Source organism: Vibrio sp. D3, assembly GCF_043995865.1.
GTDB lineage: Bacteria > Pseudomonadota > Gammaproteobacteria > Enterobacterales > Vibrionaceae > Vibrio > Vibrio diabolicus.
This window is the reverse complement of record NZ_CP171887.1, coordinates 1,866,992-1,891,789: the sequence shown is the minus strand read 5'-3', so window position 1 is coordinate 1,891,789 and position 24,798 is coordinate 1,866,992. Positions and strand designations below refer to the sequence as shown.

General features: G+C 39.9%; 29 protein-coding genes. 28 read left to right on the top strand and 1 reads right to left on the bottom strand.

Features of this window, described 5'->3' with window-relative positions; translation table 11 throughout:
- The first annotated feature begins 106 nt into the window (after positions 1 to 106).
- From ACHFJ9_RS16720 to ACHFJ9_RS16605, 24 genes are all read left to right on the top strand, one after another.
- The gene (locus tag ACHFJ9_RS16720; RefSeq protein WP_213971162.1) at positions 107 to 637 is read left to right on the top strand and encodes a hypothetical protein; all 531 of its coding nucleotides are present in this window, start codon (positions 107 to 109) and stop codon (positions 635 to 637) included.
- Positions 638 to 1,646: 1,009 nt separating this feature from the next.
- The gene (locus ACHFJ9_RS16715; protein WP_046875176.1) at positions 1,647 to 1,961 is read left to right on the top strand and encodes a hypothetical protein; all 315 of its coding nucleotides are present in this window, start codon (positions 1,647 to 1,649) and stop codon (positions 1,959 to 1,961) included.
- 149 nt (positions 1,962 to 2,110) lie between these two features.
- Positions 2,111 to 2,593 (top strand): GNAT family N-acetyltransferase, encoded by a 483-nt coding sequence (locus tag ACHFJ9_RS16710; protein ID WP_124009288.1) that lies wholly within the window; start codon positions 2,111 to 2,113, stop codon positions 2,591 to 2,593.
- Between the two features lie 141 nt (positions 2,594 to 2,734).
- A complete protein-coding gene (locus tag ACHFJ9_RS16705; RefSeq protein WP_395355594.1) occupies positions 2,735 to 3,403 on the top strand; it encodes a hypothetical protein in 669 nt (222 codons plus the stop codon).
- 622 nt (positions 3,404 to 4,025) lie between these two features.
- Positions 4,026 to 4,358, top strand: coding sequence for a type II toxin-antitoxin system RelE/ParE family toxin (locus ACHFJ9_RS16700; RefSeq protein ID WP_395355592.1), 333 nt, complete (start codon positions 4,026 to 4,028; stop codon positions 4,356 to 4,358).
- Positions 4,345 to 4,659 carry a DNA-binding transcriptional regulator gene (locus tag ACHFJ9_RS16695; RefSeq protein ID WP_017049537.1) on the top strand — a complete coding sequence of 105 codons (315 nt, stop codon included), beginning with the start codon at positions 4,345 to 4,347 and terminating at the stop codon, positions 4,657 to 4,659. The genes ACHFJ9_RS16700 and ACHFJ9_RS16695 overlap by 14 nt, the downstream gene beginning before the upstream one ends.
- A 689-nt stretch (positions 4,660 to 5,348) precedes the next feature.
- Positions 5,349 to 7,004 (top strand): RNA-directed DNA polymerase, encoded by a 1,656-nt coding sequence (locus tag ACHFJ9_RS16690; RefSeq protein ID WP_395355590.1) that lies wholly within the window; start codon positions 5,349 to 5,351, stop codon positions 7,002 to 7,004.
- Positions 7,005 to 7,690: 686 nt separating this feature from the next.
- On the top strand, positions 7,691 to 7,948 hold the full coding sequence (locus ACHFJ9_RS16685) for a type II toxin-antitoxin system Phd/YefM family antitoxin (RefSeq protein ID WP_087025375.1): 258 nt from the start codon (positions 7,691 to 7,693) through the stop codon (positions 7,946 to 7,948).
- The gene (locus tag ACHFJ9_RS16680; RefSeq protein WP_203520146.1) at positions 7,936 to 8,238 is read left to right on the top strand and encodes a type II toxin-antitoxin system mRNA interferase toxin, RelE/StbE family; all 303 of its coding nucleotides are present in this window, start codon (positions 7,936 to 7,938) and stop codon (positions 8,236 to 8,238) included. The genes ACHFJ9_RS16685 and ACHFJ9_RS16680 overlap by 13 nt, the downstream gene beginning before the upstream one ends.
- A 156-nt stretch (positions 8,239 to 8,394) precedes the next feature.
- Entirely contained in the window at positions 8,395 to 8,793 is a 399-nt protein-coding gene (locus ACHFJ9_RS16675; RefSeq protein WP_145473824.1) for a hypothetical protein, read from the top strand.
- A 663-nt stretch (positions 8,794 to 9,456) separates the two neighbouring features.
- A complete protein-coding gene (locus ACHFJ9_RS16670) occupies positions 9,457 to 10,323 on the top strand; it encodes a hypothetical protein (protein WP_395355587.1) in 867 nt (288 codons plus the stop codon).
- Between the two features lie 135 nt (positions 10,324 to 10,458).
- The gene (locus ACHFJ9_RS16665) at positions 10,459 to 10,935 is read left to right on the top strand and encodes a hypothetical protein (protein ID WP_395355585.1); all 477 of its coding nucleotides are present in this window, start codon (positions 10,459 to 10,461) and stop codon (positions 10,933 to 10,935) included.
- Positions 10,936 to 11,569: 634 nt separating this feature from the next.
- Positions 11,570 to 12,109, top strand: coding sequence for a hypothetical protein (locus tag ACHFJ9_RS16660; RefSeq protein WP_019278123.1), 540 nt, complete (start codon positions 11,570 to 11,572; stop codon positions 12,107 to 12,109).
- A gap of 151 nt (positions 12,110 to 12,260) precedes the next feature.
- Positions 12,261 to 12,695 carry a GNAT family N-acetyltransferase gene (locus tag ACHFJ9_RS16655; protein WP_025543071.1) on the top strand — a complete coding sequence of 145 codons (435 nt, stop codon included), beginning with the start codon at positions 12,261 to 12,263 and terminating at the stop codon, positions 12,693 to 12,695.
- A gap of 163 nt (positions 12,696 to 12,858) precedes the next feature.
- Complete coding sequence (locus ACHFJ9_RS16650) at positions 12,859 to 13,503, top strand: hypothetical protein (RefSeq protein ID WP_395355582.1); 645 nt, start codon at positions 12,859 to 12,861, stop codon at positions 13,501 to 13,503.
- Positions 13,504 to 13,686: 183 nt separating this feature from the next.
- Positions 13,687 to 14,283: a class I SAM-dependent methyltransferase gene (locus tag ACHFJ9_RS16645; RefSeq protein WP_103410840.1), complete on the top strand. Its 597-nt coding sequence runs from the start codon at positions 13,687 to 13,689 to the stop codon at positions 14,281 to 14,283.
- Positions 14,284 to 14,429: 146 nt separating this feature from the next.
- Positions 14,430 to 15,272, top strand: a complete 843-nt coding sequence (locus ACHFJ9_RS16640) for a hypothetical protein (RefSeq protein WP_395355580.1) — start codon at positions 14,430 to 14,432, stop codon at positions 15,270 to 15,272.
- Positions 15,273 to 15,896: 624 nt separating this feature from the next.
- The gene (locus ACHFJ9_RS16635) at positions 15,897 to 16,289 is read left to right on the top strand and encodes a hypothetical protein (protein ID WP_395355578.1); all 393 of its coding nucleotides are present in this window, start codon (positions 15,897 to 15,899) and stop codon (positions 16,287 to 16,289) included.
- A 1,176-nt stretch (positions 16,290 to 17,465) separates the two neighbouring features.
- Entirely contained in the window at positions 17,466 to 17,921 is a 456-nt protein-coding gene (locus ACHFJ9_RS16630; RefSeq protein WP_395355576.1) for a GNAT family N-acetyltransferase, read from the top strand.
- Between the two features lie 112 nt (positions 17,922 to 18,033).
- Positions 18,034 to 18,588, top strand: a complete 555-nt coding sequence (locus tag ACHFJ9_RS16625) for a hypothetical protein (protein WP_395355574.1) — start codon at positions 18,034 to 18,036, stop codon at positions 18,586 to 18,588.
- 183 nt (positions 18,589 to 18,771) lie between these two features.
- Positions 18,772 to 19,239: a cold shock domain-containing protein gene (locus tag ACHFJ9_RS16620; protein WP_395355572.1), complete on the top strand. Its 468-nt coding sequence runs from the start codon at positions 18,772 to 18,774 to the stop codon at positions 19,237 to 19,239.
- A gap of 145 nt (positions 19,240 to 19,384) precedes the next feature.
- Entirely contained in the window at positions 19,385 to 20,389 is a 1,005-nt protein-coding gene (locus tag ACHFJ9_RS16615) for a DUF4917 family protein (protein ID WP_395355570.1), read from the top strand.
- A 109-nt stretch (positions 20,390 to 20,498) separates the two neighbouring features.
- Positions 20,499 to 21,020: a GNAT family N-acetyltransferase gene (locus tag ACHFJ9_RS16610; protein WP_109170508.1), complete on the top strand. Its 522-nt coding sequence runs from the start codon at positions 20,499 to 20,501 to the stop codon at positions 21,018 to 21,020.
- A gap of 116 nt (positions 21,021 to 21,136) precedes the next feature.
- The gene (locus ACHFJ9_RS16605) at positions 21,137 to 21,715 is read left to right on the top strand and encodes an ankyrin repeat domain-containing protein (protein WP_048625632.1); all 579 of its coding nucleotides are present in this window, start codon (positions 21,137 to 21,139) and stop codon (positions 21,713 to 21,715) included.
- Between the two features lie 606 nt (positions 21,716 to 22,321).
- Here ACHFJ9_RS16605 and ACHFJ9_RS16600 read toward each other — a convergent pair.
- On the bottom strand, positions 22,322 to 22,681 hold the full coding sequence (locus ACHFJ9_RS16600) for a hypothetical protein (protein WP_395355568.1): 360 nt from the start codon (positions 22,679 to 22,681) through the stop codon (positions 22,322 to 22,324).
- Between the two features lie 276 nt (positions 22,682 to 22,957).
- Between ACHFJ9_RS16600 and ACHFJ9_RS16595 the strand changes: the two genes are divergently transcribed.
- The 4 genes from ACHFJ9_RS16595 to ACHFJ9_RS16580 all read left to right on the top strand — a co-directional run bounded on the left by ACHFJ9_RS16595 (position 22,958) and on the right by ACHFJ9_RS16580 (position 24,695).
- Complete coding sequence (locus ACHFJ9_RS16595) at positions 22,958 to 23,158, top strand: hypothetical protein (protein ID WP_395355566.1); 201 nt, start codon at positions 22,958 to 22,960, stop codon at positions 23,156 to 23,158.
- Positions 23,151 to 23,351 (top strand): hypothetical protein, encoded by a 201-nt coding sequence (locus ACHFJ9_RS16590; RefSeq protein WP_025543657.1) that lies wholly within the window; start codon positions 23,151 to 23,153, stop codon positions 23,349 to 23,351. Before ACHFJ9_RS16595 ends, ACHFJ9_RS16590 begins: the two co-directional genes overlap by 8 nt.
- 778 nt (positions 23,352 to 24,129) lie before the next feature.
- Positions 24,130 to 24,411, top strand: a complete 282-nt coding sequence (locus tag ACHFJ9_RS16585) for a type II toxin-antitoxin system Phd/YefM family antitoxin (RefSeq protein WP_000086647.1) — start codon at positions 24,130 to 24,132, stop codon at positions 24,409 to 24,411.
- Positions 24,408 to 24,695, top strand: a complete 288-nt coding sequence (locus ACHFJ9_RS16580) for a type II toxin-antitoxin system RelE/ParE family toxin (RefSeq protein WP_193621677.1) — start codon at positions 24,408 to 24,410, stop codon at positions 24,693 to 24,695. Before ACHFJ9_RS16585 ends, ACHFJ9_RS16580 begins: the two co-directional genes overlap by 4 nt.
- Positions 24,696 to 24,798 lie beyond the last annotated feature (103 nt).

The following is a 24,798-nucleotide window of genomic DNA, read 5'->3' as shown; positions in this document are numbered from 1 at the left end:
GGGCGTTATAAATCAAGATTGAGATTCGTGTCTGAAAAGTGAATATAAATATGATTTTATTGTTATGTAATTTGTATCATATTGATTTTGGTGGAGGGGATAAGACATGAACGACATACCTGTTCTGAATAAGTCAGCGGATAGAAAGTTAAGCATTATTGATGACACACCTGCAATATTTACTATCGCTGATAGCGAGAGCGCAGTTGGTAGAAAGCCATTGTATGAAATAGATAGCTTCAGTGAAGTTGGCAAGTGGTGCGGTTTAATAGTTCAGCAGTCAAAAAAGCATGGTGTAGACCCGCGTCTAGTAGCAGCAATAATGTATATGGAAACCACTCATGGTTGGTATGATAAAGTTTATCCTTTGAGAAAAACAATATTGCCTATGAATCTACATTATTCATATTGGAAAGACATTGGCGTAACTAAAGAAGCGCTAGGTTGTCCTTACTACAATATTGAGTTCGGGATTATTCTATTATCTAGAATACAGGCACGTATCGAAAATCCGACAATAAGAAAAATAGCTACGATCTATAATTTCTTGGGGGCCGAAGTAGTTAGCGATTACGGTGCACGTGTAGCCAAGTTATATCTAGAGCAGCCATGGAGCCCAGCCAAATGCGCCGTTTAAAACTGCTTGTCGCGTCTATTGTTGTTTCTGGTATTCTTGCTTGCGTTCCCCTGTATGTTGCAGTCAAACATAACTCAATGGGAGAGTTTTGTACTGCCAAGTCTCTAGCTCTAAGCACTTGTAGATATGATTTGGGTTATATCTTTATGGTGTGGGGTAGCTGGTTTTTATTTGTCTTTGTTTGCTTAATTGTGCTCGCTTTTTTAATGCTAGTCGTCAAAAGACTCGTACAAAAACACTGGTAATGATTTATAACAAACTGTTTAAGAGTGATTCGCAACGCGTGGCATTTGTACTATGCGTTGCGTTTTGTGGTTAAGGTGGTATGCAGTGGCTTCGGTATTGCGTTGCTCACACCTTAACAGAGCGTTAGTTTGCAAGAGGAAAAACGTGGCTATATCGCAAGATCTAGCGGTAAAAGTTCATGTCGTATCGGCATTTAACTTCAGTGTTAATCTGCGTGGTAAAGAACCAAAATTGGCATCGTTTCAGCGGTTGATTTGTTCTTTGGTGCTGTGACTTTTTGGGTAACTGAGTCGAACTTTTTTGCTGAAACTCTGCTCTGTGAGTTTGTTGGTACAAAAGCCGATTTACTCGCTGCAAGGACGTTTTCTCTGGTGTGGTAAGTTCACGTGGTTTCAGTGACTTTGTTGAAAGTCCGCATTGTGAGATTGGTTTTCCAAAAGTGCTTTTTGGTGTTGTGAGTTCGTTTTCTGCGGCGTTGTTTGTTCCAAGTGGTTTCATTGACTAGCCGCTTTGAGACTACGCCTGACTTAAGTGCATCAAAGTACATAAGGTTTGTTGTTCGCAAAGTTTAAAATAACGTAAAATCAACACTTTGGGTTTGAAAACTAACAAACTGCTCAAGAGGGATTCACAACGCGTGGCATTTTTACTATGCGTTGAATTTAGTGATTGAGGTGGTTTGCAGCGGCTTCGGTATTGCGTTGTTCACCCCTTAGCAGGGCGTTAGCTGTTTGTGCAATGTGGTATTGGAGAGTGAAACTAAATGGAAGCAAGATTTAATAAGTTATTAGCGTTCAGTATTGTTTTAGTCCATTTTTTTGCTTTCTCTGGGCTACTATATAAATCTCAAATTTATGGGCATATTGCGGTCTCACCAGGAGAACCTTATGGGTTAGGTGACGTTATAGATTTATTGTTTGCTAGTTTAGTTGTCTTGATGTGGTGTTGTGCGATGGTATCTTCAATTGTGGTGACTTTACTTAATATTAAAAGTAACTGGCTAGCTTCTCTGAAGGCACTTTTATACGGCACGGTTGGTCTGGTTGGTTATTTTTACGTTAATAGTTCAGTCTCCTAATACGAAACAGCTAACAAACTGTTTAAGAGGGATTCGCAACGCGTGGCATTTTTAGTATGCGTTGGTTTAAGTGTTTAAGGTTGTATGCGGCGGCTTTGGTATTGCGTTGCTCACCCCTTAACAGGGCGTTATAGGGATAAGGAAATTCAGTGGAAATCAAACAAGTTAGAAAAAATAATTGCCTAGATCTTCTGCCAATCTTTAATGAGCTTGAAAGGTACTATTTCGGAGAGAAAGCGGCTTCAGAAAGTGAGTTGGCGAGTTACTTAAAACAACAAGTATTTTCTGAGTATTCGGGTGTTAAAGTTGTTGCTGCTTATGATGGGCAAAGGATTATTGGCTTTGCTACGTATACAATGATGTTTCCCGCACCAAGGCTGTCAGGTCAAATGTATATGAAAGATCTATTTGTATCGTCGTTAACTCGCGGTAAGGGTGTTGGCCTAGAGCTGATGAGGCACTTAGCTTCAATTGCAGTTAAAAATAACTGTCAGCGTTTGGATTGGACAGCTGAGAGTACAAACCCAATCGCTGGCAAGTTTTACCAATCAATTGGAGCAAGTTTGATCAAAGAAAAAGACTATTACCGATTTGAAAGTAATACCCTGAAAGTTATGGCAAAATCCCTATAACAAACTGTTTAAGAGTGATTCGCAACGCGTGGCATTTTTACTGTGCGTTGATTTTTGTGGTTAAGGTGGTTTGCAGAGGCTTGGGCATTGCGTTGCTCACACCTTAACAGGGCGTTATACGTTTTAAAAAATGGAGCCAACATGGCATTTGAAATTGAGACAAAAAAACAAATCCAAAACTATATTGAAGGTCATTTAGCTGACTGGGATTGGCATCAAGCTAGATTTAATATCATCAGTGACGAAACATTAAGAGATAGGTTAGCTGACGAATTTATGTCCGCTAGATACATATATAAGTTACTAGAGGGTATGGCTGCTGATGATTGGTTACTTAGAGCGCAAATAAGAATTCAAGTGCTTTCATACGCATCAATTTACGAAGCCGTTATTCATCATATTTTGTTTGAGGACTTTAAAAATCACCCAGAAGTAATTGCCTTAACAGAGTTCCAAGCCAAAAAAGTCATCAGTATTCCTGCCAATAAGTTGGTAACCTTAGAAAAAGAGCTTGAGCACGATGGTAAGAAGATCATCCCAACTTATATCGGAATCGGTCGTACTGATATTACAAAGGTAAGATTTGACAGCAAAGCGGAATGTGCTTTCAAGCTTGGTTTAATTGATGAGTGGTTAAGGGATGAGATTATTGAGTTTTATGAAGCTAGAAATGCTATTCATATACACGCCGAAATTAGAAAAAGTTTGGAGTATCAGTTAGATCTTTCTAAGCGTGCATACAGACGAATGGAGCCGTTTATAGAACAGATTACTAACAACCACGCTAGTGTAGCGGCAAGCAACGTATAACAATCTGTTTAAGAGTGATTCGCAACGCTTGGCATTTTTGCTATGCGTTGCGTTTGGTGTTTAAGGTGGTATGCGGGAGCTTCGGTATTGCGTTGCTCACACCTTAACAGGGCGTTAGCCCTCACGAAAAGGTACATGTAGTCATGAAAGGACGTTGCCCTAACTGTAATGCAGAGTCTGAGTCGATTCCTCTTAGCCAAAAGTGTTCTCAATGTGGAGAATTCTCAAATGACTGGGTTATTTATGATTGGGAAGGATACTGCTGATCCAATTCAGTGGCTATTCTGTTTGCTCATTATTCCAGCAATAGTGAGTTTAACTAGGTCTTATCATGCAATCGCTAACTCTAAACACTATAAAGGACATCGCTTAAAGGATATAAGCCCATGGTTTCCTTTGTTGTAAAGGGCTAACAAACAATTTAAGAGTGATTCAGCACGCATGGCATTTTTGCTATGCGTTGGTTTTAGTGATTAAGGTGGTATGCGGTAGCTTCGGTATTGCGTGCCTCACACCTTAATTGGGCGTTATAGCTCAGGTCAGATTTACTGCTCCAAAAATTATAGCTACGTTAATCACGTATAGTTTTGCTATCTGTACGTTACTTGCGTATACTTTGCGTATGAAAAGTGTATTTGTCGAATCAACCATATTTGAAAAGTACCGTAATGAATATCTCAGCGATGATGAGTTTAGGCTTTTTCAAGCAGAGTTAATGTCTAACCCGAAGCAGGGTGACGTGATTCAAGGTACAGGTGGTTTGCGAAAGATTCGAGTTGCAAGTAAAGGTAAGGGCAAGCGTGGCGACTCTCGCGTTATCTATTACTTCCTCGATGAGAAGCGTCGTTTCTACTTGCTGACGATTTACGGCAAGAATGAAATGTCCGACTTAACCGCAGACCAAAAGAAACAACTAAAGGCTTTTATGGAGGCGTGGCGTAATGAGCAATCGTGATCTATTTGCGGAGTTAAGTTCAGCACTTGTTGAGGCTAAAGAGCATTCAGAGGGCAAGCTTACCCTTAAAACTCATCAAGTTAACGACATCAGTGAGTTAAATATCTCACCAGATGAAATCGTGAGTATTCGAGAACAGTTTAATATGTCTCGTGGTGTATTTGCTCGTTTGTTGCACACATCATCTCGTACGTTAGAAAACTGGGAACAAGGTCGTAGCGCACCAAATGGACAAGCAGTAACCCTTCTAAAGCTGGTTCAGCGTCATCCAGAGACCCTGTCGCACATCGCTGAGCTATAACAAACTGTTCAAGAGTGATTCGCAACGCGTGGCATTTTTACTATGCGTTGCGTTTAGTGTTTAAGGTGGTATGCGGCGGCATCGGTATAGCGTTGCTCACACCTTAACAGGGCGTTAGCACTGGGTAGGCATCAAAGGTTAAAAGTTTCTGTGTTTATTGGTTTCTTTTCCTAGCTTTACACCTGATCAAATATGCCTTTCACGTTCGCTCCGGTGGCACTAGATGTGAAGTTTTCGCTTTGAGTTCATCGTTTACGGTCTCTAACTTTCGGGCTATTTCTCTGGTGTTGTTTCTTTATTGCTGCGGAACTTTAGGTAAAAAGCGTTTCTTTGTCGCCGTTGTTCAAGTTCGAAGCCCGTATCCTTTGCTAATTTGAAAGCGGTGAAAAAGGGCACTTTGGCATATTTTTCTTCTATCCAACTTGCATCTTGAAGTTAGCTTTTGGTTTGGCAGCTACCCGTTTTGTTTCAGTGTTTTTAGTTATAAATTTCGTGCTATATTTCAATATCTTGGTGTGTGCCAAAGGCTTAAAGGGCAGCGTGCTAACAAACAGTTCAAGAGGGATTCAGCACGCGTGGCATTTTTGATATGCGGTGGTTTCGGTGTTGAAGTGCTATGCGGTAGCATCGGTATTGCGTGCTTCACCCCTTAACTGGGCGTTAGCACTCAGGTAATAATAGGAGTTTTGGTGAGTAGGACAAAAAATTTAATTAAGTATGGTTATTTCCCGGTTCAATTACCCCCTGCATTCAACACCAGTTCATTTGCAGAGAAGTACACCAAGTTTGAGCCTAAATGGAACTCACAAAAAGGAACACCTAGAACTAGGTCGGAGAAGTACTCCGTCGCAAGATCATCATATTACCGAAGAGCCACAAGTATACTAAACCCAATTGGTTATTATTTTATTTCAAAGGAAATCGACGAGCATTGGGCAAAAATAGAAAGGCACTATAGAAAAAGCAGCCTTTCCTTGAGTAAGCCTAAAATAAATCCAGGTTTAAGGGCAATCGAAATTAGCAAGTTTAACGCACTTTACGAAGCGAAACTTGAGAAATCGTCAGGTTATCAGTTTTCATTAGTGACTGATATTACGAGTTATTTTCCAACAATATACACGCACTCTATACCTTGGGCTCTTCACTCAAAATCTGTTGCAAAGAAAAATACATCCCATACTGATGAATTCTTTGGGAATATAATTGATGCTAAGTCGATGGCACTTCAAGAAGGCCAAACAATGGGAATCCCAATTGGACCGGATACATCACATATAGTTTCCGAAATTATTGGTACATCAATTGACAGAGACTTATATGAATTACTCGGTTATTGGCCCGCAGGTTTTCGGTATGTTGACGACTTCTTTTTGTTTTTTAATACCCGAGAGGAAACGGAAAGAGCGCTAGGGTTGTTGAACAAAGTCGTTAGTAACTACGAGCTACAGCTTAATCCTTCAAAAACTAAAATAGTAGAGGTTAAGGAACTAGTTGAAGAGTCTTGGAAGTATAGTGTTCGAAAGTTAAAAATATCCGAAAGTAGAAAACAGCAAAGAGATGATATACATAATTATTTTGAATGTGTCTTTGGGTTGGAAAGTAAGTTCAACGATGAAAGCTTGGTAAAATACGCTCTTAAACAGATATCGTCATCAATCATCAAGAAGCCAAATTGGTCTGTTTTTGAATCGTACTTGCTGAAATGTGGTTATGGTTTTCCGAACACATTACAAACTATCGTAACAATATTAAGTACTTATAACCATTTCGGTTATGAAATCAACAAAATGGCATTAGCTAGGTTCTGTGGCAATTTGATTAAGTCACATGCAATATCGGATCATCACGGTGAAGTATCTTGGCTCTTATGGCTTTGCAAAGAAGTTGGCATCTCACTTAGCCGGGATGTGGTACGAGAAATCGAAAGCATGTCTAGTGGGGTCTGTAAGCTTTTGATTATTGACCTTTATGAGTCTGGTGTAATAAAACACAACTTAAAAGTTGCTACTTTAAGGCAGTTTGCTTCAACAGATGCGCTGTACAGCAGTGATTGGCTGATTGCCTATGAAGCTGGTAGACGTTGCTGGCTAAAAAATGCGGATACCCAGTTTATAAAAGATGATTACTACTTTAGCGCTCTTTTGAAAAATTCAGTTTCTTTTTATGACGAGACTGCGAAGTGTAAACCTATCTTCGATTTTAAAAATACTATACTACCGGGAGATTTTATGGACCAAATATTCGATAGTGATCATGAGGTTCATAGTTATTTCGAATTTGATGAAATGGATGAAGAGTATTTTGATAATAATATTCATGATGATGATGAATTTGAACTGTGGTGATATCTAAGTGCTAACAAAGCATTTAAGAGTGATTCCCAACGCTTGGCATTTTTGATTCCATCGTTGGGTTTTGTGTTTACGGTGGTATGGTTAGGTTTTGTGGTAGCGTTGCTCACACCTTAATGCGGCGTTAGTTGCCAGCGAGAAAAACGCAGCTAAAGCAGAATATTTAGGGCTAATGTTCGTGCATTTTTGGCTCGGTTTCGTATTCCAAATTTTAGTCTTTTAGGTTTGAGCAAATCAGCTTTGGTTTTTTGTGGTCGGACTTTCTGTTTCAGAAGCCAATTCATTTGTTGAGAGTCAGCTCTGTGATATTGTCTTTTCAAATGAGCTTTTTGGTGTTGTTAGGCTGTATTCAAAGGCGTTGTATGTTCCAAGTGGTTCCAGTGACAGGCGCTTTGAAACTGCGCCTGATTTTAGTTTTTCAACGTACGTAAAGTTAGTGTTGGCAAAGCGGAAATTAACTTCAAATCAAAGGTTTAAGTTTGGCAACTAACAAAGCATTCAAGAGGGATTCACAACGCTTGGCAGTTTTGGTTTTAATCGGCTTTAGTGTTTACGGCACAATGGTTTAGTTTGGGTGGAATGCGTTGTTCACCCCTTAATGCGGCGTTAGCCGTCATGGAGCTTGCTATACTCAAAGTGATAGAATAGTATCACTTTAGTATTCCTTTGGAGCAGCTCTCATGAAAGTAGAACTAGTTACATCACTTAAACGTCAAGCAACTAAGATCCTCGCCGATCTCCACGACACCAAAGAACCCGTGTTAATTACTGAGCATGGTAAGCCATCTGCGTATCTAGTTGATGTTGATGACTACGAATTTATGCAAAATCGTTTAGCTATTCTTGAGGGTATTGCAAGAGGTGAGCGTGCGCTAGCTGACGGTAAAGTGGTAAGTCATGATGAAGCCAAGGACAGAATGTCAAAATGGCTGAAGTAATCTGGACTGAACCAGCGTTATCTGACCTCAATGATATCGCTGAATATATCGCTCTTGAAAATATCGTAGCTGCAAAGCAGTTAGTACAAACGATCTTCTCCAAAGTCGAACGCCTACAAACTTTCCCGGAGTCAGGTCGTATTCCACCTGAACTAGAATATTTAAGTTATCGTGAAGTTGTCGTTAATCCATGTCGCGTTTTCTATAAACAAGACGGTGACAAAGTGTTTATTCTGTTTGTTATGCGTGCAGAGAGAGATTTGCGTAAGTTCTTGTTGAGTAAGCAGTAACCTTTGAGAATGAGCGGCTAACAAACTGTTCAAGAGGGATTCGCAACGCGTGGCATTTTCACTATGCGTTGTTTTTAGTGTTTAAGGTGGTGTGCGGAAGCATCGGTATTGCGCTGCTCACCCCTTAACAGGGCGTTATACGAATAGAGGGAATTTATGTACAAGAGTACTGATTTTAGCTTGGATTCAAAAGAGTTCAGGTTTAAGAAAGACTCATATCCTTTGTCTAAGATAAACAATGCTAGGGTTAAAAAGTTAAGTTTTCTTGATAATTTAGGTCAAGTGTTATTCTGGGTGTTTATTTTTTCAGGGGCTGTTTGGTTAGCCATTCCAAGCTTTGAAGAGGCACCGCAATGGCTACAAGTTTTAGTCCTTAGTTTGACGGCTGTAGGTTTCGTTTTTGCTCTTCTTCGTTGTTCTAAATATGCGCTTCAAGTCGAGTTTCGCCACATAGATGAAACGGGCGTTCAATGGGTTAATGTCGCCAAGTCATACTCAAAGTCAGATTGTGAGTTATTTGAACAGCAAGTGTTGGCACTGAAGAAATTCGTATAACAAATTGTTCAAGAGTGATTCGGCACGCGTGGCATTTTTACTATGCGTTAGTTTTAGTGGTTAAGGTGTTATGCGGAAGCTTAGGTATTGCGTGCCTCACACCTTAACAAGGCGTTAGTTGCCAATGAGAAAAGCGCAGCTAAATCAGAATGTTTAGGGCTAATGTCCGTGTGTTTTTGGCTAGGTTTTCTTATTTCAATTTCTAGTTATTTGGGCTTGTGAAAATCGTTCTTCGTTTTTTGTGCGGCTCGGTCTTTCTATTTCGGAAACCGATTTACTTGTTGAAAGTCAGCTTTGCAATATTGTCATTCTCAAATGAGCTTTTTGGTGTTGTTAGGCTGTATTCTACGGCGCTGTTTGTTCCAAGTGGTTTCAGTGACAAGCGCTTTGAAACTGCGCCTGATTTGAGTTTTTCAAACCACACAAAGACAGTGTTGGCAAAGTGGTAATCAACTTCAAACCAAAGCTTTAGGTTTGGCAACTAACAAAGCATTCAAGAGGGATTCACAACGCTTGGCAGTTTTGGTTTGAATAAGCTTAAGTGTTTACGGCACAATGGTTTAGGTTAGGTGGTGGCGTTGTTCACCCCTTAATGCGGCGTTATGACAACATAGTTAGGAGAGACAATGGAACTTCGAGTTTCGCACAAAAACAGGGTTAAAGTTGTATAGCAACCTTATATCGATCGATACTGTTTATCATGAAGAGCTTCGTATCAAGCATCCTGCAGATATCTTAAAAAATTCGATTGAAAAACTAGAATTTGCTTTGAATGAGTTTATAGATGGAAGGTCAAGGCATGTCCTTGATGAGTCAAAGGAGAAGTCTATACGCAATTATATCTGTGAGCTCGATTCCTTTTATGACCGTTTACTTCTGGTTATGAAGGCTTTGACGAAACCATCTCATGAAGATAATAAAAATGCAGATATATGGTTAAAAGAAAACAACTCTGAAAAATATACGCTATTTAAAGATAGTGTAAGTCAAACACACAAGATGATTCGTGATATGTCTAATGTCATTAAGCATGATGCTCACAGTGTTGGATATCTTACAGTAACCGATCATGAAGGAAAATTGGTTGATGGTTTTTACTTTTCAAATGTTGTTGGAGAAAAAGAGTTGCTGGGGCCTTGTCCAAGAATCCATGAAGAGTATCGAGGTGCTTCTACTGCTATATCGTATGACTTTTTTTTACGTTACTCCCTTGGCTTCGTGGTGTCGTGCCTATACCAAGTCAATCGTATTTTCTTTAAAGGGTCGAAACCCAAGCCAACGGCGTTCCAGTCATTTATACAATACGTCGAAAAACACTTAGAAGTTGGTACTCATATGTTCCCTAATGAGTATGGAAAAGCAGTTGCTAATCTTTCTCAAGATAAGATGTGCGTGGTTGTCAAATATCCATATAGGGAGAAAAAAAGTGATGACGTCGACAGGATTTTAAGTGTACAGCCATTTTTCAGATTTAACCAAAGAACAAATTCTGCGAATGACAAATTTCCATATTTTCAATTGTTGTCATAACAAACAATTTAAGAGTGATTCAGCACGCTTGGCATTTTTGGTTTGAGTTAAGTTTAGTGGTTAAGGTGGTCAAATTAGGTTTTGTGGTCGCGTGCTTCACACCTTAATTGGGCGTTAAATTTCATGGAGGGTACAGTGGATAAAATTGCGATAATAGTATCGATATTCTCAGCTGCGATTGCTTTTGTCGCTCTTTTGACAGCTGTTCTAAATAAGAAGCAGGACATTAGACCATGGATTGCTATTGAGCACGTGGAGTTTGAGCCAACGGATGAAAACTTTAGAGTGAATGCTAAGGTAAAGAACGTATCTGGTGGGCCAGCATTGAATTTAAAGTATCATACAGTAATACGTGGTAAATCTGATTCTCAGAGCATGGGAACACCTACGATTTTACCTGGGCAATTACTAGAAATGCGTTCGTCAAATATCTCTGGGGTGAGTTCGGAAGACTTGAAACGACTAGATGTTCAAATTGAGTTCAACATCGAATTTGATGATGCGCATGGTCACCCATACAGCATTACTCAAAAAATTACTCCATCTGGTAAGTTATTTGACTATACACCCAAAATAGGGCGTTCATTCAGGACGTTGTGGTTGAAAATTTAACAAACGCTTTAAGACGGATTCGCAACGCGTGGCATTTTTACCATGCGTTGATTTTAGTGATTTAGGTGGTGTGCGGCAGCATCGCATTGCGTTGCTCACCACTTAAGCGGGCGTTATGTGTAAAAGAGGATTATTATGTACTACCTTCCCAAGTTGTTGGCTGAGAAGTTTGCCTACTTTAACAAGTTTTCAATATTGAGTATTTGGGCAATATCCTTCATCTCGATGGTTTTATTTGCATTTATCGCGTCGGTGATAGCTTCATTGAACGAACTATTAGTTGCTCCGGCATTTAGCATTTACTTGTTGTTTGTCTTGGGTATGATTTCGGCGAAGTTTTTCTCAAGAAAGAAAGTCATCTTAACCGGCCCAGTTGCAGTAAAAATTGCTGCAACGGACGCAGGCGAGTCGGTCGCCAAAGTTGGAAAAACTCTTTCAGAAATAGTTTTCCTGTTATTCTTTTACTTTTTTTTGTTTGGGTGCGTATTTTTTGTATTGTCACCTTTACTACTTTTGGCAAACACATAACAAAGCATTTAAGAGTGATTCGCAACGCTTGGCAGTTTCGCTTCGCTCAAGTATAGCCAAGCGTCGCTCACACCTTAATGCGGCGTTATACCACTTCGGAGATAAAATGCGTGAGCAATTAAAAAATCTGACAGAGAATGACTACTGGGTTTATGGTGTAACCGAATCCGACTTCGATCATGCAGTATCAATTGTGCGTGAAATGATAGAAGCGCGAAATCATCAGTATGAATCTGAAGCCGCAAGGGTTCGTAGTGAAAGCTCTGAAATTGCGGATGATATCCTTGATGACGTTGCTTACTATCGTTATACCGATAATCAGTATCTTTGGCAGTTTGCTCTCTGGAGGCTTCAGGGATTAATTGAAGCAGTTATCACTTATCAGCTTGTAGATAAAAATGCCAAGAAGCTGTTCGGGCTTAAGTCAAAACTAGAAGCTTTAGTTAACAGTGGCTATCAAATCGAGCAGCATGAGATCGACGAATTGCTACTTTGGGCAAACCTAAGGAACGCAATTTCTCATGCTCCCCCGGAACAGTTTCGACCTATTCCATTATGTGAAGACGATATTGTTGAATACCAGATGTTTGTAAAAAGGCTGTTTGTGAGATGGCATTCAGTGAAAAACGTTGAGACAGTGGTATAACAAACTGTTTAAGAGTGATTCGCAACGCGTGGCATTTTTACTATGCGTTGGTTTTAGTGTTTAAGGTGGTATGCGGGAGCTTCGGTATTGCGTTGCTCACACCTTAACAGGGCGTTATAAGCTATCCTTAGTTGTAGGTTTGGAGAGTTAGGTGTACGAAACCCGTAAAGCTGAAAATAGTGATTATGAGTTCCTATTCGAACTTAAGAAATCAGCAGAATTTGAACCAATCAAAGCTGTATTTGGTTGGGACGAAAGTGTTCAAAGAGAAATTCATCACAATGAGTGGGTCGAAGAAAAGCCAACCATCATCGAAGTCGATGGAGTCGCAGTGGGCAGTTACTTGGTGCAGTGCCATTCTGAGCATCTGTACTTTGGTCGCTTTTTCCTATTACCAGAACATCAGGGTAAAGGAATTGGTAGCCAAGTATTAAAAGCTGTCATTGAGCTGGCTGAACAAAAGTCGTTACCGATAAAGCTTTGCTACTTACAAGGAAACCGAGTAGGGCAACTTTACAAAAGGTTTGGCTTTGAGGTTACAGGGCAGGACGAACAGTTCGTGCACATGCTCAAACCACGCTTATAACAAATTGTTCAAGAGTGATTCGGCACGCATGGCATTTTTACTATGCGTTGGTTTTAGTGGTTAAGGTGGCATGCGCAAGCTTAAGTATTGCGTGCCTCACACCTTAACAAGGCGTTATGCTGCTGAAATAGATTAATTTAGCAACTTACTTCTAGAGGTATAAATGGAAAGTAGTTATAAAAAGTATTATGCAGGAGTATTAATGTTGAATGCATTTGTACTTTTTCTTATGGTCTCTACTTATTTTATTTTAAGTGATATGGGTTGGATAGATGTTATTCCTTATTCTTGGTTGCCATTCCTAATGATTGTATTCTTTGTGTTGGCTAGGATATTTAAAAAACCATTTATTAAAATAGATCAAACTAGATTTTACAAACAGTTTAGAGAAGGTGAGCTAATTTGGGTTACTCATCTTGCAAGTAAAGATGATATGACTCAAAAGATAAATAACAAGAAATTATCTCCTTATGGTTTGAAAGAGAGAAATGATTGTTGGTTCAAAATTCAAACCTTTTTAAGATACTTTGGATGGGCAGACCATAAGAATCCAGTGACGTGGGTTAGTGCTGGTGCTGTAATTAAAGGGAGTGGAACAAAGCAAGGTAATCCAGGAAAGTACTCAATGGGTATTGTCTTTCAAGTCGAGAGAAGCAAATTGAAGTTTCCAAGCGGATTTGCTCAATCAGTTTACTTTGGAAGTTTACACATGGTAATTGAAGATGAGATAACGCTGGATGGCGATAAGCATTTTTACGAATTACAAAATGGATCTTGGGTTGAAATCCATCCTATTAAAACAGAGTAGATTCGTGGTTATTGTGACGTGCACGCTAAAACAGCATAACAAATTGTTCAAGAGTGATTCGGCACGCGTGGCATTTTTACTATGCGGTGGTTTTAGTGGTTCAGGTGTCATGCGGAAGCATCGATATTGCGTGCCTCACACCTTAACAAGGCGTTATGTACTTTTACGGAAAATAAGAGATTTATGGATAAAAATACTGAAAATTGGCGTCAGTACTACGAAAAGGCACTGTCTCGCCCACACTCAAAACGTACTGAATTTGCTGTCAGACTTAATGAATCAAACCTCAAAGTAGCCACTGACTGTGGTTGTGGAACCGGCAGTGATATCGATTATCTATCGGGTCAAAATTACAAGGTGTTTGGGTTTGACGTTAATCCTGATTCAATAACTATTTGTAATGATAGATTTGGTTCAAATCCACAAATTAACATTGAGCAATCTTCGTTTGAATCGTTTCGGTACCCAAAATCGGGGGTAGTAATTGCAAATAACAGTTTGTTTTTTGCAGTCCCAACTGTGTTTTCGACGATTTGGCATAACATTGAATCCTCATTAGTTGTCGGTGGGGTATTTGCTGGCGACTTTATGGGTTATAAAGATAGTTGGGCTTCAGGTTTTCGCGTTCCAACTTCACCTTTCACAGAATCAGAGATTCGAGCAATGCTAACTAATTTTGACATAGTTAGTTGGTCTGAACGAGATGAAGTAGGTCAAACAACAATAGGTGCAACGAAACATTGGCACATATATTCAGTGGTCGCCGTGAAACGTACATAACAAAGCGTTTAAGACGGATTCCCAACGCTTGGCATTTTCGGTTTGATTCAGCTTTAGTGTTTACGGCACAAAGGGTTAGGTAAGGTGGTAGCGTTGCTCACCACTTAACGCGGCGTTAGTTTTACAATCGAATTTGAGAGGTACATTTGAGTAGCGATGTTCAATTAATAGTTTCAGCTATCGAGGGGTTACATTCCACTTATGTAAAAGACTATATTTTACCTATCGGAAGTGTTTTGGTGTCTGGTGGACTAGGTGCAGGCGTAGCTTACTATACTGTCAATAAGCAGGAGTATACTAAAATTGAGTTAGATAAGATAAAAGCAGTAAATAAAACGCTATTATCTGCATTAACTATTCGCTCAAGCCTAATTGGTATTAAGTCTAACTATTTCGGTATGATTACCGAAGAACCCATAAATCGGATGTTGGGTGTTCCTCCTGTACTTCTTAAAGAAACCAGAGCTGACTTTGATTTACCTTCGTTATCTTTTATTACAGAGAACAAGGAAAAGCCATTTAATAAATGGTCTGCCCTAGATTTTATATCCACAATAATTTCTAACTTTAATACAGTTATAAAAGTATGGGAAAAACGTAATCAACAAATTGAAGCTTTGATGCCAAAGCTTGCAGATACGTTTGGTAAACCACTAAATTTTGAGCAAATTCAGGGGTTACTAGGTGTAGGTAATATGGCGTTACTTAGCGACCTAACGGAAAGGTGTCTGCATATGACCGACGATCTGTTGGTGGAAATCAGTTGCTTCCTTGTTGGTTTTTCTCAAGCTGTCAAAGGAAAAATTGACTCAAAAATATTAAAGAAATTTGGTGGTTTAATAACTACGTCTCTACCAACGTACGATGCGTACCCTCAGGCAGTAGACATTTTAACTAAAGTGCCATCGGTTAATTACAACTTGCTCAGTAAAATCCAAGGGCGCCCAGTGCAAGAACTTCAAGAGCGTTATAGATCAATATACAAGTAAAACTAACAAACGCTTTAAGACGGATTCGCAACGCGTGGCATTTTTATCATGCGTTTAAATTTAGTGATTTAGGTGGTATGCGGCAACACCAGTATTGCGTTGCTCACCACTTAAGCGGGCGTTAGTTGCCAACGAGGAAAACGCAGCTAAAGCAGAGTATTTAAGGTTAATGCTCGTGTGTTTTCGGCTCGGTTTCGCAAGGCAATTTTGAGTCCTTTTGGTTTGTGAAGCTCGAACTTTGGTTTCTTTTGCTGTTAACTTTTCTGTTTCAGAGCCAATTCACTTGTTGAAAGTCAGTACTGTTACATTGTCGGTTAAAAAGGGCTTTTGGGTGTGGTTAATCCGTTTTCTACGGCACTGTTTCTTCCAAGTGGTTTCAGTGACAGGCGCTTTGAAACTGCGCCTGATTTGAGTTTCTCAAAACACGTAAAGACAGTGTTGGCAAAGCGGCAATAGACTTCAAATCAACGCTTTAGGTTTGGCAACTAACAAAGCATTCAAGAGGGATTTACAACGCTTGGCAGTTTTGGTTTGAATTGGCTTAAGTGTTTACGGCACAATGGTTTAGGTTAGGTGGTGGCGTTGTTCACCCCTTAATGCGGCGTTATGCAATAGAGGACTTCAATGGATTTAGAGTACCAAAAAGCTTGCAAGAAATACTCTGTAAGATATATGAGTAATTCGAAGTGGTTTAAGTTGTTTTCAGCTTGGGCTGATGCTGGAATTGAGGTGGAAGTATCATATTGGAGGTTTATCGACTCTGAGCATGAAGAAGTTCACAGTTTACCCAGAAGCCATGACTTACTGCCACATAGGTTTGCAGACGGTAGGTTTCAACCTTTCGAATACAAGTGGATATTGTCAGTAGCTATCCCACAGAATTATAGACCGAAATCGAATGTGGCATTTGAACGTAGCCAAGATGTAGATCTGCTTAAATCAATAGCTAAAGAATTGGGTCACTTTCCTATCTTTGATCTCGAGAATGGTATCGAAGTTAGAGGCTACGAAGAATAATGCATAACAAATTGTTCAAGAGTGATTCGGCACGCGTGGCACTTTTACTATACGTTGGTTTTAGTGGTTAAGGTGTTATGCGGCGGCTTCGGTATTGCGTGCCTCACACCTTAACAAGGCGTTAGTACTGGATTGGCATCAAAGGTAATAGTTTTCGGTGTTTATCGGTTTCTTTTCCTTGTTTTACACCTGACCAAATGTGCCTTTCACGTTCTTTCCGGTGGCACTATATGCGGAGTTTTCGCTTTGACTTCACCGTTTACGGTTTCTAACTTTAGGGCTATTTCTTTGGTGTGGCTTCTTTGGTGCTGGGAGATTCTCGTCAAACACTGAGTTTCTTTGGCGCTGCCGTTTAGTTCTGCAGCCTGTATCCTTTGCAAATTTGAAAACGGGGACAATAGGGCAGTTAAGCATATTTTTCTTCTCGCCAACTTGCGTTTTGAGAGTGAGTTCTAGTTTGGCAGTTGTCCCTTTAGCTTCAGCATTATAAGCCAGAAGTTTCGTGCTATATTTCAATATCTTGGCATGTGCCAAATGTTCACGGGCAGCGTACTAACAAGTTGCTTAAGAGTGATTCGTAACGCGTGGCATTTTTTGTTATGCGGTGTCTTCAGTGATTAAGGCGTCGTGCGGTAGCTTTTGTATTGCGTTACTCACACCTTAGCAAAGCGTTAGTTGCCAACGAGGAAAACGCAGCCAAAACAGAATGTTCAGGGTTAATGCCCGTGTATTTTTGGTTAGGTTTACGTATTTCAATTCTTAGTAATTTAGGTTTTGGAAATCGTGCTTTGTTTCTTGTGTGGTTTGTTTTTCTGTTTCAAAAACTGATTTATATGTTGAAAATCAGCTCTGTAACATTGTCTGTCCAAAAGGTCTTTTTGGCGTTGTCAGTTCGTTTTCTACGGCGTTGCGTGTTCCAAGCGGTTTCAGTGACAAACGCTTTGAAACTGCGCCTGATTTGAGTTTTTCAAAGTATATAAAGCTAGCGTTGGCAAAGCGATAATAAACTCCAAACCTAAGCCTAGGGTTTGGCAACTAACAAAGCATTCAAGAGGGATTCACAACGCTTGGCAGTTTTGGTTTGAATTAGCTTAAGTGTTTACGGCACAATGGTTTAGGTCGGGTGGTTTGCGTTGTTCACCCCTTAATGCGGCGTTAGGCTTACTTGGAGGAATAGTGGAAATTTCATTGAGACAAGCATTAGATTCAGATATCGACTTTCTTCTTAATCTACGTGATATCACGATGGGTCAGTACCTTAAAGATTGTGGTATGCCTATAACGAAAGATGCATATTTAAGTCGAATATTATACGAATTTAAACATGCGAAAATTATTGAAGTTGATGGCTCTTCGGCTGGTTTGTTCAAAGCAAAATTTAACGAAGAATCCAACGAATGGTATCTTGTCCAAATTCATCAAAACTATCAAAATCAAAAAATAGCGAGTTCTCTAATTTCAATGCTAATTGGTAAAGCTAACGTTACAAACAGTGCGGTTGGGCTTAGTGTAGTCAAAACAAATCCAGCTAAACATTTGTATTCAAGGCTAGGCTTTGAAACAGTTAGTGAAAATGAGTTTGAGTATCTTATGCAGCAAAAGCCTAACAAAGCGTTTAAGAGGGACTCCTAACGCTTGGCTGCTTTAGCTTAAAAGTCAGCCCTAGTGTTTATGGCACAATGGTTAAGTTTAAGTGGTATCGCGTTATCGCCCCTTAACGCGGCGTTAGTTTTAAGGAGATAAAATGGAAATCAGTATCAAATTTAAAACCCCAGGTTCATATCTTTCGATGAACTCAATGTACGGGGTTATTTCAGATCTGAAAAGAGAAATAGAAAAAGGAATTTTCGATGCTATGGTGGAAGAGTATCCATACATTAGTAAATCTTCCTTAAAAAAGAGCATTAGAAAAAATGTGGACTTGTATCTAACTGATGCTCAGAAAGGTTCTTGGGAAATATTTCTCGGTACGGTTGTCGCTGGGGCTATCGGTGGTGTAATTGCAAACCTTTCAAATGACCTTATTGTTAACTCTGAACCATGGAAAAACCTGAAGTCCAAAATTTATTCTACCTCAGAACGTTCGGCTGAGAATGTCAAAGATAGACTAGACAAAAAGCAAAAAGTTGGACCATTTACCGTCAAGAATAAAGACAATGTTGTCATACGCCGTAATGACGGAACAACGAAATTAGAATTAGATCTAGAACTACAAAACAAAGGCACTGATTCAGTTTCTTTCGACGTGGAAGGAGAAGTAGACTCTTTGATCGAGCAGTTGAAAAATCGCAACAAATAAAACTAACAAAGCATTTAAGAGTGATTCGCAACGCTTGGCAGTTTCGCTTCGCTCAAGTATAGCCAAGCGCCGCTCACACCTTAATGTGGCGTTATGCCTTCGAGTCTCCCATGTTTAGTAGACACTTTATTAAGTTAGAGCTAGGGTCTATCTAAAAGTGATATATGGAAAGTGGGGGAGATTATGAAAGGAATAATTGTTCGCTGGGTTGATGACAGAGGTTTTGGGTTCATAAATTCCGAAGAACTTGATGGAGATATCTTTATTCATGTCTCCAAGTTCAAAAAGGGTTATCGACGTCCACAAATAGGTGACCAAGTCGAGTTTCAATTGGTAAACAATGCTCCAAAATTAAGTGCATCGACGGCACAGTTGCTCGGTGTAGAGCCCAACAAAGTCAATCCATTTTCAATGTTATTGTCCGCAGTGTTTATTGGTATTGTTGGTGCGGGATTCTATCTATTCGGAATAGAGCCGACATTAAATCCGGAATATGAAAACATGGGTTTTAGTTGCCAAGGTAAAACTTACTGTAGTGAGATGGTATCGTGCAACGAAGCTAAGTTTTATCTATCAAACTGTCCTAATGTCAAAATAGACGGTGACAACGATGGTATACCGTGTGAAAGCCAGTTTTGTGGCAACTGGTAGTATCGGCATAACAAACTGTTCAAGAGGGATTCGCAACGCATGGCATTTTCGCTATGCGTTGGTTTAAGTGATTAAGGTGGTATGCGGCAGCTTCGGTATTGCGTTGCTCACCCCTTAACAGGGCGTTAAGCATCAGGAGGTAATATTGAGTTACGAGATAAATGATTGGTCGGATCTTGAAGGGCGTTATAAGCATTCAATATTGTTAGGCAATGGTGCTTCAATTAGCATCAATAGATCATTTTCCTACGCTTCTTTAAAAGAACATGCGATTGAGCATGGGTTACTTTCTGAGGAAGTCGAAAAACTCTTTGAGCATTTCGAAACCGACGATTTTGAACTGATATTACGGTTGGTTTGGCAAGCCAATAAAGTTAATGCGGCGCTCAGTATAAAAGATAAAGCAACAAAAAAAGCGTATGAGCATGTAAGGCAGTGTCTGATCGAAGCAGTCCGAAGCATACATCCTGAATACAGTGAAGTTGAAGATGACTTAGATGCAATAGGTTCTTTCCTTAGTCGCTTTAAAACGGTCTTATCTCTTAATTACGACCTAACACTTTACTGGGTAATTATGAAGTCTAATCGTGCTGACGATGGACACCGATTTAAAGATTGCTTTATAAGCGGTGAGTTTGACGAGGATTGGTCAAGGTTTAGAGAGTCTCTGAATCAAAGAGATAGGCGTACCACACTTGTATTTTATCCTCATGGAAATTTGGCACTTGCCCGCAATGTCGTGGAGGAGGAAATTAAATTAGATAGTCGTTCTAGTATCGATCTTCTCAGAAGCATTCTTAGTAAGTGGGAAACTGGCAACTATATACCTCTATTTGTAAGTGAAGGGGTAACTACTCAAAAAGTTAGAGCGATACAAAATAGTCATTATCTATACACGACATACAGAGAAGTATTGCCAGATCTCGGAAAAAGTTTGGTGATATATGGGTGGGGCTTAGGTGAACATGATGTGCATATCATCGAGAGAATTAAAGTTTCAAAAGTTAAGCGAATTGCAGTGTCTGTTTATGGCAATGATCAAGCATATTGCCGTAGAGTTTCGGAAATAATACTCGATACATTTGGTAGAGATTTTGAAATAGACTTCTTTGATAGCCAAAGTTCGGGGTGTTGGAATAATGATGCTTAACAAAGCATTTAAGAGTGATTCACAACGCTTGCCGTTTTCGCTTCGCTCAAAGTATAGGCAAGCGCTGCTCACACCTTAATGCGGCGTTAGCCCTTTTTTAGGAAATGATATGGAAATCGTACAAGAAATAGATGTTTCAGAATTGCATCATAAGGCAATCGAAGCATTAAGAAATCAAGCTTTTCCAGACCACCAAGTAAGTCGTTCTTACTTTAAGCAGTTACCTCATATGCGTGCCCTTCATTTTCAAGGTGAACAGTTGGTTGGCTATCTTGGACTGGATTATCGCGTTGTTAGCGTCAGTGGGGAAATACATAAGGTTCTGGGCGTAATCGACTTCTGTGTTGATGAACGTTATCGAGGGCAAGGTATTGGCTCTTTCATGTTGTCAGAAGTATCGGCATTTGCCGAAACTAAAGACGTTGATTTCATAATCCTCATATCTGAGTTACATGATTTCTACTCATCAAATGGCTTTAACAAAGTTCAGTGTATGCAGTCTTGGTTAAGGCTTCACGAGCACACCAACTTTGGAGTTGCTGTAGAGCATATTGATGAACTGTATGTGAAACCACTCAGAGATAAGCAGTGGGGTGTTGGACATTTTGATTGGCTAGGTTATATGTACTAGTCAACCACAGGGCTAACAAAGCATTTAAGAGTGATTCGCAACGCTTGGCAGTTTCGCTTCGCTCAAGTATAGCCAAGCGCCGCTCACACCTTAATGCGGCGTTAGGAGGGATTATTTTGAAGCGATTTTTACTAGCAGCTTTATCCATAGTGTTTTTGACAAGTGATTCAAGTTCTTGCAAAAGCAGAAACGACCCTAGTAGTCCTATAAATATCGCAATTTATCAGATGATTGAGGGAAAAAGCAGCTCGTATGCTCAACGTTTGTTGAAGAAGGGAATGGACGTTAATACAGTCAATTCATGTGGAGCGTCACTATTACTCATGGCGTCATTTCTTGGTGACCATGAACTGGTAAAAACTTTACTATCAAGTGGTGCGCTCCCCAACATACAGAATTATGAAGGGAATAGCCCAGTTTTTGCATCTGCTAACTTCTCCAATAACAAAATATTAAAGCTACTTCTTGATAATGGAGGTGATCCCAATTTACTTCTTACTCAGGAGTATGTTTACAACTCACCATTAATGATTGCTGCAATCAATGAGAATATTGAAGGTGTTAGGTTATTATTAGAGGCGGGAGCCGATTGTAATTACCGCAATCAATTGGGAAATTCAGCAAGAAAAATTGGTGAGGCTTCATTGAATTTAGAGCTGAAAGCATTGCTTATGGCGTGCGAAAATCCCACCTAACAAACTGTTCAAGAGGGATTCGCAACGCGTGGCATTTTTACTATGCGTTGGTCTTAGCGATTAAGGTGGTTTGCAGAGGCATCGGTATTGCGTTGCTCACCCCTTAACAGGGCGTTAACTGGCGCAGAAAATACGAAAGAACAATGATACAGTTTCTAGGTTCAGAGGTTTAGCGTGTTCGGTCGGTTTCCTTAGCTGAGCTAATGCGAATAATTTCAGTTTTATACTTAAGTTTACTGATGTGAAAGGCGGCACAAAGCCTTCTAATAAAATAAGGCATTCGCGATTAGTTCGGCGCACTTACATCGCCGAAGTATGGTGTTGTGAGACGCATTTCAAACTAAAGATAAACGGTAATCTTTTGGTTAAATGCATATTTGGGTTAGCTTTTCTAATCATTAATTAGCAAAACGAGCTTTGGCGAAAGTGGCTGAAAGAACGGCGAAAACTGAAAGGCGCTCAGTTAACAAACTGTTCAAGAGGGATTCGCAACGCGTGGCATTTTTACTATGCGTTAGTTTTAGTGTTTAAGGTGGTATGCGGCGGCTTCGGTATTGCGTTGCTCACCCCTTAACAGGGCGTTAGTTGGCAAGAGGAAAAACGCAGCTATATCGCAAGATCTAGCGGTAAAAGCTCAAAGCTAAAATGGTCGTATCGGCGTTCGAACTCACTATTAATTAGTTTGATAAAAATCCAAAATTGGCATCGTTGCACTAGTTGACTTGTTCTTTGGCGCCGGGACTTTTGGTGCAACTGAGCCGTACTTTCTTGCTGAAACTTTGCTCTTTGAATTTGTCGTTTTAAAAGCTGGTTTACTTGCTGAAAGGACGTTTTCTCTGGTGTGGTAAGTTCACGTGGTTTCAGTGACTTTGTTGAAAGTCCACATTGTGAGATTGGTTTTCCAAAAGCGCTTTTTGGTGTTGTGAGTCCGTTTTCTACGGCGTTGGTTGTTCCAAGTGGTTTCATTGAGTAGTCGCTTTGAGACTACGCCTGACTTGCGGGTATAGATGCACATAAAGTTTGGTGTTTTTAAAGTTTAAAATAACCTAAAATCAACCGTTTGGGTTTGCCAACTAACAAACTGCTCAAGAGGGATTCACAACGCGTGGCATTTTTACTATGCGTTGAATTTAGTGATTAAGGTGGTTTGCGGCGGCTTTTGTATTGCGTTGCTCACCCCTTAGCAGGGCGTTATATCCTCACGCATTCAATTTTAAAGTAGATAGATGATAGAGAGAGCAAATGACGTTAATAAGTTTTGCTGACATGGAAGATAAGTTCAAAAAAGAAGTTTTAGAGCAGGAAGCTTCTTGGCACCCAGATGCAGAGTTAAGTACTTTTTCAATGGCTGCTGGGTATGCGATGAGACATGGTTATAAGCAAGGTAAGGCTTATATGTTTGCTATGGATTTAATGGACAAAGGTTTGGTATTCGATGACTAAAGAACAAGATTTGGTAAGTAAAGAGAAGTTTTTAGCATTAAAGAAGTCGTTTATTGAAAATGTAGAAAGCAAAAGTGGTGGATTTGAGCCTCATGACAATTATTGCTGGAGGTCGGTGATAACAGGTTACGCACTAGCGAATGGTTTTTCACATGATGAGGCGTATCAATTTGCGCGCGAAATGTCTCTCTAAAAAAGGTTCTGAAAGCCAATTAAGAACGGATATAACAAATTGTTCAAGAGGGATTCGCAACGCGTGGCATTTTTACTATGCGTTGGTGTTAGTGATTAGGGTGGTATGCGGCAACTTCGGTATTGCGTTGCTCACCCCTTAACAAGGCGTTAGCTTGCTATCGAAATTTCCAACCAAGAAAACCACAACCGGTGAACTTAACATAAGCCTTTTTGCAAAGAGGACGGGATGCCACTTCTTCAACTACTTCTGCTAAGTAACTTTCTATTGAATGTATCAATAGACCTTTTTGAAGTAGATCCGCTTCGAATAGTTTGCGTGTTTGTTGCGTTTTTTGTGTCTTTGACCTTTATATTGGACGAACAGGTATGGCTTAAATCGAATACTGAAAAGCTTTTAGAATGGCTAAAAACATTATTTGTTAGTTACGTAGCATGTGAATTAACCTTGTTTATTAATTTTTTACACCTTTTGGTCAACAAGTACAATGACCCTTCGATGTCTTGGTATTTACCTAGTTTAGTGTTGCTAGGTTTATGGCTGTATGGAAGGTATCAAAGAGCCGGTTAATATCAAGCTAACAAATTGTTCAAGAGGGATTCGCAACGCGTGGCATTTTTACTATGCGTTGGTTTTAGTGTTTAAGGTGGTATGCGGCGGCTTTTGTATTGCGTTGCTCACCCCTTAACAAGGCGTTATAACACAGAATCAACTTCTTGCTCAAAAGGGTCAGTTGAACTATTATTTGTACGTTATTTTGTACTAACTGGAGTTCAATATGAGTCGTATTCATTTCGATCAAGATATTCAGCCTTTGTCTGAGTTTCGTGCCGGTGTAGCTTCATACATCAAACAAATCAATGAGACTCGTCGCCCATTGGTTATTACGCAACGTGGCAAAGGTGTTGCTGTTGTTCTCGATGTTGCTGAGTATGAAGCAATGCAAGAGAAAATCGAATTACTGGAAGAAATGCGCACAGCAGAAGCTCAGTTAGCTTCTGGTCTCGGTGTTTCCAATGATGATGCGCGTGCTCAAGTACTTGGGCGCATTAAAAAATGAAAGTAGTCTGGTCTCCATTAGCACTTCAGAAACTAGGTGATGCAGCGGAGTTTATTTCTTTGGATAATCCACCTGCAGCAGAGAGGTGGGTAAACGAAGTTTTTGATAAAACTGAACTACTTGGAAGTATGCCTGAAATGGGGCGGTTTGTTCCTGAAATGCCCCACACGAGCTATCGCGAAATCATCTTTGGTCACTATCGTATTATCTACAGTTTAAGTCACGAAATCCGCGTACTAACAGTTCGTAATTGTCGTCAAATTTTATCGGAAGATGACGTGTAAAACTGTGTTATAACAAACTGTTTAAGAGTGATTCACAACGCTTGCCGTTTTCGCTTCGCTCAAAGTATAGGCAAGCGCTGCTCACACCTTAATGCGGCGTTAT

Excerpts from the sequence above, each read along its gene's own strand:
- ACHFJ9_RS16675 (WP_145473824.1), top strand. The coding sequence starts at position 8,395 with ATGTACAAGAGTACTGATTTTAGCTTGGATTCAAAAGAGTTCAGGTTT.
- ACHFJ9_RS16580 (WP_193621677.1), top strand. The coding sequence starts at position 24,408 with ATGAAAGTAGTCTGGTCTCCATTAGCACTTCAGAAACTAGGTGATGCA.
- ACHFJ9_RS16660 (WP_019278123.1), top strand. The coding sequence starts at position 11,570 with ATGCGTGAGCAATTAAAAAATCTGACAGAGAATGACTACTGGGTTTAT.
- ACHFJ9_RS16685 (WP_087025375.1), top strand. The coding sequence starts at position 7,691 with ATGAAAGTAGAACTAGTTACATCACTTAAACGTCAAGCAACTAAGATC.
- ACHFJ9_RS16715 (WP_046875176.1), top strand. The coding sequence starts at position 1,647 with ATGGAAGCAAGATTTAATAAGTTATTAGCGTTCAGTATTGTTTTAGTC.
- ACHFJ9_RS16635 (WP_395355578.1), top strand. The coding sequence starts at position 15,897 with ATGGATTTAGAGTACCAAAAAGCTTGCAAGAAATACTCTGTAAGATAT.
- ACHFJ9_RS16590 (WP_025543657.1), top strand. The coding sequence starts at position 23,151 with ATGACTAAAGAACAAGATTTGGTAAGTAAAGAGAAGTTTTTAGCATTA.
- ACHFJ9_RS16680 (WP_203520146.1), top strand. The coding sequence starts at position 7,936 with ATGGCTGAAGTAATCTGGACTGAACCAGCGTTATCTGACCTCAATGAT.
- ACHFJ9_RS16625 (WP_395355574.1), top strand. The coding sequence starts at position 18,034 with ATGGAAATCAGTATCAAATTTAAAACCCCAGGTTCATATCTTTCGATG.
- ACHFJ9_RS16705 (WP_395355594.1), top strand. The coding sequence starts at position 2,735 with ATGGCATTTGAAATTGAGACAAAAAAACAAATCCAAAACTATATTGAA.
- ACHFJ9_RS16620 (WP_395355572.1), top strand. The coding sequence starts at position 18,772 with ATGAAAGGAATAATTGTTCGCTGGGTTGATGACAGAGGTTTTGGGTTC.
- ACHFJ9_RS16610 (WP_109170508.1), top strand. The coding sequence starts at position 20,499 with ATGGAAATCGTACAAGAAATAGATGTTTCAGAATTGCATCATAAGGCA.
- ACHFJ9_RS16585 (WP_000086647.1), top strand. The coding sequence starts at position 24,130 with ATGAGTCGTATTCATTTCGATCAAGATATTCAGCCTTTGTCTGAGTTT.
- ACHFJ9_RS16650 (WP_395355582.1), top strand. The coding sequence starts at position 12,859 with ATGGAAAGTAGTTATAAAAAGTATTATGCAGGAGTATTAATGTTGAAT.
- ACHFJ9_RS16645 (WP_103410840.1), top strand. The coding sequence starts at position 13,687 with ATGGATAAAAATACTGAAAATTGGCGTCAGTACTACGAAAAGGCACTG.
- ACHFJ9_RS16695 (WP_017049537.1), top strand. The coding sequence starts at position 4,345 with ATGAGCAATCGTGATCTATTTGCGGAGTTAAGTTCAGCACTTGTTGAG.
- ACHFJ9_RS16720 (WP_213971162.1), top strand. The coding sequence starts at position 107 with ATGAACGACATACCTGTTCTGAATAAGTCAGCGGATAGAAAGTTAAGC.
- ACHFJ9_RS16595 (WP_395355566.1), top strand. The coding sequence starts at position 22,958 with ATGACGTTAATAAGTTTTGCTGACATGGAAGATAAGTTCAAAAAAGAA.
- ACHFJ9_RS16600 (WP_395355568.1), bottom strand. The coding sequence starts at position 22,681 with ATGAAACCACTTGGAACAACCAACGCCGTAGAAAACGGACTCACAACA.
- ACHFJ9_RS16700 (WP_395355592.1), top strand. The coding sequence starts at position 4,026 with ATGAAAAGTGTATTTGTCGAATCAACCATATTTGAAAAGTACCGTAAT.